Genomic DNA, 6,739 nt, shown 5'->3' on the forward strand with positions numbered 1-6,739 from the left:
CTCACGGCGGCCGAGGGGGAGTTTCTCAATGCCTCCGCAGCGAACGAGACCGCAGGACTCGCGGCCGCTCAACGACAGCTGCGTAAAGAGCGCCGCATGGTGCGCTGATTGTCCTGGGTATCGGCCGGGGCAGCAGGTCTCGCGATCGTCGCTGTCGCGGCGAGCTTCATCGCGGGGTTCCAGGCGAACCTCGCAGGGGAGCGCGCAACGGTCGCAGAGGCACGGCGCGTCGCCGCCCTCGCGGTCGAAGAACCGAACTTCGACCGCGCACTGTTGCTCGCCGTGGAGGCCATCCAGCTCTGGGACAGCTCCGAAACACGTGTCAACCTCGTGCGGGTCTTCTCGAGCGCAGCCCGCGTGACGAGCGTCATCCGCATCCGGGAAGACGGCGTGGCCCCCGCGAGCATGTCGCTCTCGGACAACGGGACTCGCGCATCTGTGATCGACAGCGACGACGATGTGCGCCTCCTTGATCTGGACAACCGATCACAGCTCGGGAGTACTCCCCGACCGGAGGAATCGTGGTGACATCCGCCATCGACCCCGTCTCGGGCACCGTCGCGTTCAGCGCGACACTGGGTCTCTGTACCACCCTCCCCTGCGATCTCGGGCGAACGGGAACGCTCGATCTCGCGGACGGGGGTCGGTCGGGCCTGACGACCTACGAGGGGCTGGATGGGGCGGCGGCAGACGTCGAGTACTCGGCGGACGGATCCTTGTTCGCAGCGCTCGCGGCAACACCCCGGTTCGAGTCGTCGGGGAGCATCGCCCTCTGGCGAGGCGGCGCGGGGGATTTGACCAGCCCGATGCTCCTGGATCTGGACGTGAGCGGTTCCGATCCCGGCAGCCCATCCGGGTGGGGTGGGCAGTTCGGCGCGGTGAAGTTCTCACCGGACGGCTCACGGCTGTATGCGAGCCGATTCGGACCGACCGTCGTGTTCGAGACGGCCTCGGGCGACGAACTCGATCGGATCGCCGGGCAAGGGATTCTCGCCGTCAGCCCGGATGGCCGGCGGATCGCTGTCCGGCATGGCTTGCTCGCAGTGCGCATCGTCGACCCCTCGGGGGTTGCCGTCACCGTACCGCTGTCGGTCTTTCCGACGGTAACCGACTTCAGCCCTGACAATCGTCAGCTCGCCATCGCCGCCGGCGCCGGCGTCGTGGTGGTGAACACCGAGACAGGCGACATCGCGGAGACGCTCCGTTATCACGACGGCGCGGTCACCGCGGTCGAGTTCCGGCCGAGCGGCGAGCTGGCGACGGCCGGAGCGGACGGTGCGATTATCGTGTCGGACCTCGGCGACTGGTCAGCAGGCTTTCGGACCACCACGTTCACTGTGCAGCGTGCGTTTATCGAGCACGATGAGCGCAGCCTCGTGCTCGAACAGTCCGACGGGAGTACGCAGATAGTCGTCGCCGAGCCGGCTGCATGGGAGGAACGCGCGTGTCGGATCGCGGGACGATTTCTCAGTGAGCAGGAGTGGGGGAGCTTCTGGGGGCGACGCCGTACGCCCCGGTCTGCCGCGACTGACCGCTTGGGGCCGGCGGTGCCTGCGGAAGGATTTGTTGAGCAGCAGCACCCGCTCGGGACAACGCGCCTACCCTACCCAGCCGCGGAGGCAGTGCTCGCACCAGCTCTGGATGGACACGAAAAAAGCCCCTGCAGGAGCTTGAACCAGCTCCCACAAGGGCTTTCGCCTGTCGGGATGACAGGATTTGAACCTGCGACCCCTTGACCCCCAGGCGTCCAGGACGCTCCATCTAGCCCGACTTCTGCGTGATTCCGGGCCTTAAATCATGCAGAGCAAGTCATACGACGCAGGGATTACATGATTCTGGTCCCCTTTTGGTCCCCCCTCTTCAGTGGCGCGGCGGGGATGCCACCGACAGCATCTGGGACCTTCGCAGAGGTCAACTGGCCGAAGAACCCCGCGTGATGTCGAAGTCTGAGTTGACCAGGTCAAGGGCTCGGTGGACGAGCACTCGCGTGCACGGTTCGAGTGCCTGGCCTCCTGAAACAGATCGTCCGAAAATCCGATGAGGTTCCCCACAAGTCATCGGTCGATAAAAGATCGAGGCTAGTTGGCTATTGTGGCGTCTGGCGCCCAGAGGTGGCGGGTGATGCCTTGGTCTTCCTCGGTTGCGCGTTCACCGACTTCAATGGTGATGAGCTCGAGAGCCAAGTAATCGAACAGCTCGCGTTCGTGGACGGCGATGATGACTTGCCGGTCGTTCTGCTTCGAAAGGAGGCGGATGAGGCCAACGAACTATGCCACATGCACTTCGTCCATAGCTTGGACGGGGTCATCGAAGACGAGGCACGGGACGACAGGTTCGACGGCGAGGTGAAGCGCGGAACAGGGACAGTGCTGCAGTGTTCAGGTTGCCCGCAGACAGCATCATTCGAGGCGGGCCGCTGGCTTCCTCGTTGCGGTGGGTGGTCTCCAGTTTGATATCGAATGTCTTCTTTGTAGCACTGGGAATACCGAACCTGGGGATAATCCCTTCGTTCGGGGCGAGCCTGGGTCATCCAGGTGCGCGCGGCAGGGCTGACAATACTTCGACTGAGAATCGGACACGGACTTCTCGACTGGTACGACCCAGCAGCACTCGCAGTGCGTAGATGTGGCGGGGATCCTTCCATCTGGAGCCGGTTCGCCCGAACCTAGTCACCGGTAAGCCTTCCGGCCGACATTGCGGCCTGGAAGGTGTGTGGTTCAGGTCCTCGTGATCACCGTGACGCTACCCCTCTGCCCGTTGGTTCGCGTCGATGACCGTGGCGAGGATGTACTCGCTGTCGTCCGTGATGGGCCTTATCCCACGGGATCGAAGACCACGCCCTCGTCGTTCTGAACCGCCCAGCTAAACCACATTTCGAAATAGAAGGGGATTTCGGCGCCGTCCGCCCCGCTGATCACCAGTTCGCCGTCAGTCTTGGTGAGGGTGACCCGCTCTCCGTCGACGTCCGTCTCGTAGCGGCGGCCGTCGTGTCGTTCACCGTGAAGGCGACGAAGATCTCCTTGGCCGGGTACCGCGCATCGACGTCGCTCGGGCTGAAGTAGAAACTGTCGCTCTCGTCGTACCCGGAGTAGGGGTTGCGGGAGTAGTCGCGGGAATAACCGGTGTCGTCGCTCTGGATCACGGCCTCGGGGTACAGCTCTTTGATCTCCCCGACGGTCAACAACTGGAATCGGTGCAGCTCAAGCTCGTGAGGGTAGTGCTTCCCGGCGAGCGCCATGCCCGTGCTCTGCTGCCAGAGGGTCTCGGTCTCACGATCGAACATGATCATGTTGCTCTCGAGCAGGCCGCCGCTTACACCGAACGTGGTCACCTGACCGCCCGGCAGCATCCGCTCGAAAACGACGGCGCTGCCGCACAGCGGGCAGAACGTCACGGCGATCGGGGTGCCATCGATGGTGTCGTTCACGATCTCGTGCCACACCAGGATGTTGTACGGGTAGGCCTTCGCCTCGGTCTTGCCGACAACGAGCAGCGCCTGCACGTCGTCCGGGTTGCCGAAGTCGTCGACCGGCACGAAGCTCGGGTCGTCGATGGCCGGGATGCCGTCTTTCGGAGGGCCTCCGCTCAGCGTCTGCGCGATCGCGGGGTCGGCTTTCGACCAATCCGTTTCGGGGAACGACTGCCGCAGGAAGCTCGGTATCTCGGCCTCCGCTGCATCCGGCGACTCGCTCTCCCCCATCGAATCGAGGAAGCCCTGCTCGATCACGACCGCGCCGAGCAGACCGCGGTCGATCAACCAGGCCTCGACGCTCCTGATCGTGCCGGTGGCGATGAGCAGTCCGACGATGATGAGAAAGACGCCGAGGCCTCGGCGAAACGTACCCTCGGGGTCGGTGGCCCAGCCGAGCCGCTTGGTGACCGAGCGCCCGCCTATCGCCACAGCGAGCATGACCGCGCTCAGGCCGAGAGTGTAGGAAATGATGTTCGCAATGCCCTCACCCGGGTCAGCCGGGAGCACAACGGCGAGGATGAGTCCGTAGGTCGGACTGCAACTGGTGAACACCGGCCCGAGGGAGAGGCCGAGCAGCACGCTGCGCGCCGTGCCGGTTTTGCTCACGGAGCGATCAGCGAGGGATCCCGCCGCCGACTGCAGCCCCACCCTGCTCGAGATGGTGTCCCAGATTTTCGGGAATGCCAGAGAGGCGCCGATGAAGGCGACCAGGCTTCCCGAGACGATCAGCCACACATTGCTCGGCACGCCGAGCAGGGCCGTGGTCGCCTTGATAAGCAGGGTGAATGCGACAACGGAGACGGCGAGGCTGCCGATCACAATGTAGGGCGCACGCCTGTTTCCCGCCGCCGACCCCGCGAGCACCACCGGCAGCAGCGGTAGCACACACGGCGATAGAACGGTCAGCACTCCTGCTAGCAGCGACAACGGCAGGAGCTCCACGGCCGATCAGACCAACGAGTCGAGCAGGTCGTCGAGGGTTCGGATGAGGTGCCATTGCTCGACAGCGTCCCCATTCGAATCTAACTGAACAAGGGTGTGCTGCAGGGTGACTCCGTACCTCTGCTTCAGGTCGGTGGCGGTGTCAAAGTCGACGAGAAGTATCTGCAGGTCGTCGGGAATTCTATCGACATTGGCCGTGATGTCGTCGGCGAGCAGCTTGCAGGTCGAGCACCAGACAGCGTGAAAGAACAGAACCACTGTCTCGTCGGCAGTGGCCAATGACACGGCCTCCGGCGTGTACTCCTGAAACGAGCGGGCCGACCCGGCAGCGGTCACCTGCCCGGGGTCTGTCGCAGCCGATTGTGCGAAGAAAAAAGCAGCAACGGCGAGAGCAACGGCCGCCACCACGATGGGGGACCTTCGCTTCTTCATGAATCGCTCCTCGTGTCACAGCTCGTGTGTCGTCACAGTGTATATATCAGCAATACTCGGGTTCTGTGTTCCAGAACACACTTGCTATGCGATTTCCGGGAGGGCAACAACCCAGCCGTGCCCTGCACGGTGCGGAGAGTCGGGAGCGCTTGCTGCGCGCCTCGTTACATAAAGCGGGAGGGCACAGGAAACGGTTGCCAACGTGGAGAAAGTTGTCCTCACGTTCTTGATTTGCGGGGCGATGGAGGATGTAGACGAGGCCGTACTCACATCATCACGGGACGGCCAACGGAGTGTCAGCTGAGCAGGATCTGAGCCCGCACAAAACCCGCGTGAAGATCACGCGGGTCGAGCCTTAGATTGAGGATGCTTTGGGTGTTCGGCCTGCTGGATCAACCAGGCCGCATTGACGAGGCCGATGTGGCTGAAGGCCTGCGGGAAGTTGCCGAGTTGCTCGCCGGTGGCTTAGTCGATCTCCTCGGCCAGCAGGCCGGCGTCGTTGACGTGGCTCACCGCGTTCTCGAACACGGCTCGGGCACGGCCAACCGTCCGGCATCCGCCAGAACGCGGGCCAGCCGGAGGGTGCAGAGCAGGAATGTTCCCTCACTCCCGGCGACCCCGTCCACGCCGCATACGACACAGCAACAGCGGGAGCGCCGTCTGTGACAGCTAAAATGTGCCGCAGAGGATCTTTTGGTCCCCTGGCCTGGGGGCATGCCGCGTTCAGAAACGACGAAACCCCGATGAGATTNACAGCTAAAATGTGCCGCAGAGGATCTTTTGGTCCCCTGGCCTGGGGGCATGCCGCGTTCAGAAACGACGAAACCCCGATGAGATTTGCCGTCTCATCGGGGCTTTCTACTGTCGGGATGACAGGATTTGAACCTGCGACCCCTTCACCCCCAGGTAGCTCTAAGAGCCCGGAGCGTTGATTTTCCGGGGCGCAGGGGTGCGCAGAACGGTTCAAATCACCTCATGCATTGCATGTTCTGCATGGTCTCTGGTCCCCTTTTGGTCCCCGCGCAGGTCGCGCCCGTACGCGGATCTTGGGGCCACCCAGATCTTAATCACGATCCTGCTGACCAGCTTCAACCTCCGTAAGTTCGTCTCCTTCCTCCACGACGAATCTGCTGCGCTTCTGACAGGGTCGGGAGGGTCCAGGTGGCGGAATTACGCGCATCGTGTACAGGGCAATCGCAGTCTAGTGACTCAGCCGCTCAAGCGGACCGGCCATCAGCCAGCGCACCCAGGTTGACGCCAAGTGTCTCCGCAATAAAGGGGCCAAACGGCTGGTCACCGACGCCCTGTCCACGCTGAAGAGTCTTCAAACTGGCGCGCGGCTGCTGTGCCGTTTCGATTCGGCCTTCTACGGCCACGCCCCGGTTTTGGCCGCCCTCGCTGGCGGGGCCGAGGCGTCGGTGACCGTGCGGATAGACCCGGCCGTGAAACGGGCCATCGCAACGATCCCCGCGGGCGCGTGGGAAAAATCCAGTACACGAACGCGGTCTTCGATGAGGACACCAACACCTGGATCTCCGACGCTGAAGTCGCCGAGGTCCCGTTCACAGCGTTCTCCTCCCGCCGGAAAGCTGAGCGCGTCGCTGGCTGGCTGGTGGTGCGGAACTTGTCAAGTCAAATGAGACATGCTCGGGGTAGTTAATGAGCCGATAGTTAGGCTCGTTGCGCCGGGTCGTTGATCGCCGCCTTTACCGGTAGCGGTGGTGCGGCAGGACGGCGGGCAAACCGTTCAGGATGCTTGCCATACGCCTGGTCCAGGGTGGCTTGGCGTTGTTCATGCACCGCTGCCGCAGTGCCGAGGTGCACGCTGGCCGGGGTATGGTGTCCGATCCCCGAATGGCGGTGTTCATGGTTGTAGTAGGTGATGAATCCTTC

The 6,739-nt window shown here is 63.2% G+C and carries 6 protein-coding genes and 1 pseudogene; 4 read left to right on the forward strand and 3 right to left on the reverse strand.

What is annotated here, in order from left to right:
• Positions 1 to 108: 108 nt before the first annotated feature.
• The 3 genes from Y704_RS0115960 (at position 109) to Y704_RS0115970 (ending at position 2,453) form a co-directional block, all read left to right on the forward strand.
• Entirely contained in the window at positions 109 to 528 is a 420-nt protein-coding gene (locus Y704_RS0115960) for a hypothetical protein (protein WP_026550855.1), read from the forward strand.
• Positions 525 to 1,736 (forward strand): WD40 repeat domain-containing protein, encoded by a 1,212-nt coding sequence (locus Y704_RS0115965; protein WP_026550856.1) that lies wholly within the window; start codon positions 525 to 527, stop codon positions 1,734 to 1,736. Before Y704_RS0115960 ends, Y704_RS0115965 begins: the two co-directional genes overlap by 4 nt.
• Positions 1,737 to 2,000: 264 nt before the next feature.
• Positions 2,001 to 2,453 (forward strand): hypothetical protein, encoded by a 453-nt coding sequence (locus Y704_RS0115970; RefSeq protein WP_155850397.1) that lies wholly within the window; start codon positions 2,001 to 2,003, stop codon positions 2,451 to 2,453.
• Positions 2,454 to 2,914: 461 nt separating this feature from the next.
• Here Y704_RS0115970 and Y704_RS24895 read toward each other — a convergent pair whose 3' ends face one another.
• Both Y704_RS24895 and Y704_RS22020 read right to left on the reverse strand, forming a co-directional pair.
• A complete protein-coding gene (locus Y704_RS24895; RefSeq protein ID WP_216698996.1) occupies positions 2,915 to 4,414 on the reverse strand; it encodes a DUF3179 domain-containing (seleno)protein in 1,500 nt (499 codons plus the stop codon).
• 6 nt (positions 4,415 to 4,420) lie between these two features.
• The gene (locus Y704_RS22020) at positions 4,421 to 4,846 is read right to left on the reverse strand and encodes a thioredoxin domain-containing protein (RefSeq protein WP_035773060.1); all 426 of its coding nucleotides are present in this window, start codon (positions 4,844 to 4,846) and stop codon (positions 4,421 to 4,423) included.
• A gap of 366 nt (positions 4,847 to 5,212) precedes the next feature.
• Between Y704_RS22020 and Y704_RS24160 the strand changes: the two genes are divergently transcribed.
• On the forward strand, positions 5,213 to 5,512 hold the full coding sequence (locus tag Y704_RS24160; protein ID WP_026550858.1) for a hypothetical protein: 300 nt from the start codon (positions 5,213 to 5,215) through the stop codon (positions 5,510 to 5,512).
• Positions 5,513 to 6,517: 1,005 nt separating this feature from the next.
• On the opposite strand, the pseudogene Y704_RS24900 reads toward Y704_RS24160, so the two are convergent.
• Positions 6,518 to 6,739 (reverse strand): annotated as a pseudogene (locus Y704_RS24900) (IS3 family transposase); the annotation flags it as partial.

The sequence above is a fragment of the Arthrobacter sp. Br18 genome, from assembly GCF_000520555.1.
Taxonomy (GTDB): Bacteria; Actinomycetota; Actinomycetes; order Actinomycetales; family Micrococcaceae; genus Arthrobacter_D.

Bases quoted from the DNA above. Each gene is read 5' to 3' on its own strand.
- Y704_RS22020 (WP_035773060.1), bottom strand. From the start codon at position 4,846: ATGAAGAAGCGAAGGTCCCCCATCGTGGTGGCGGCCGTTGCTCTCGCC.
- Y704_RS24160 (WP_026550858.1), top strand. From the start codon at position 5,213: ATGCTTTGGGTGTTCGGCCTGCTGGATCAACCAGGCCGCATTGACGAG.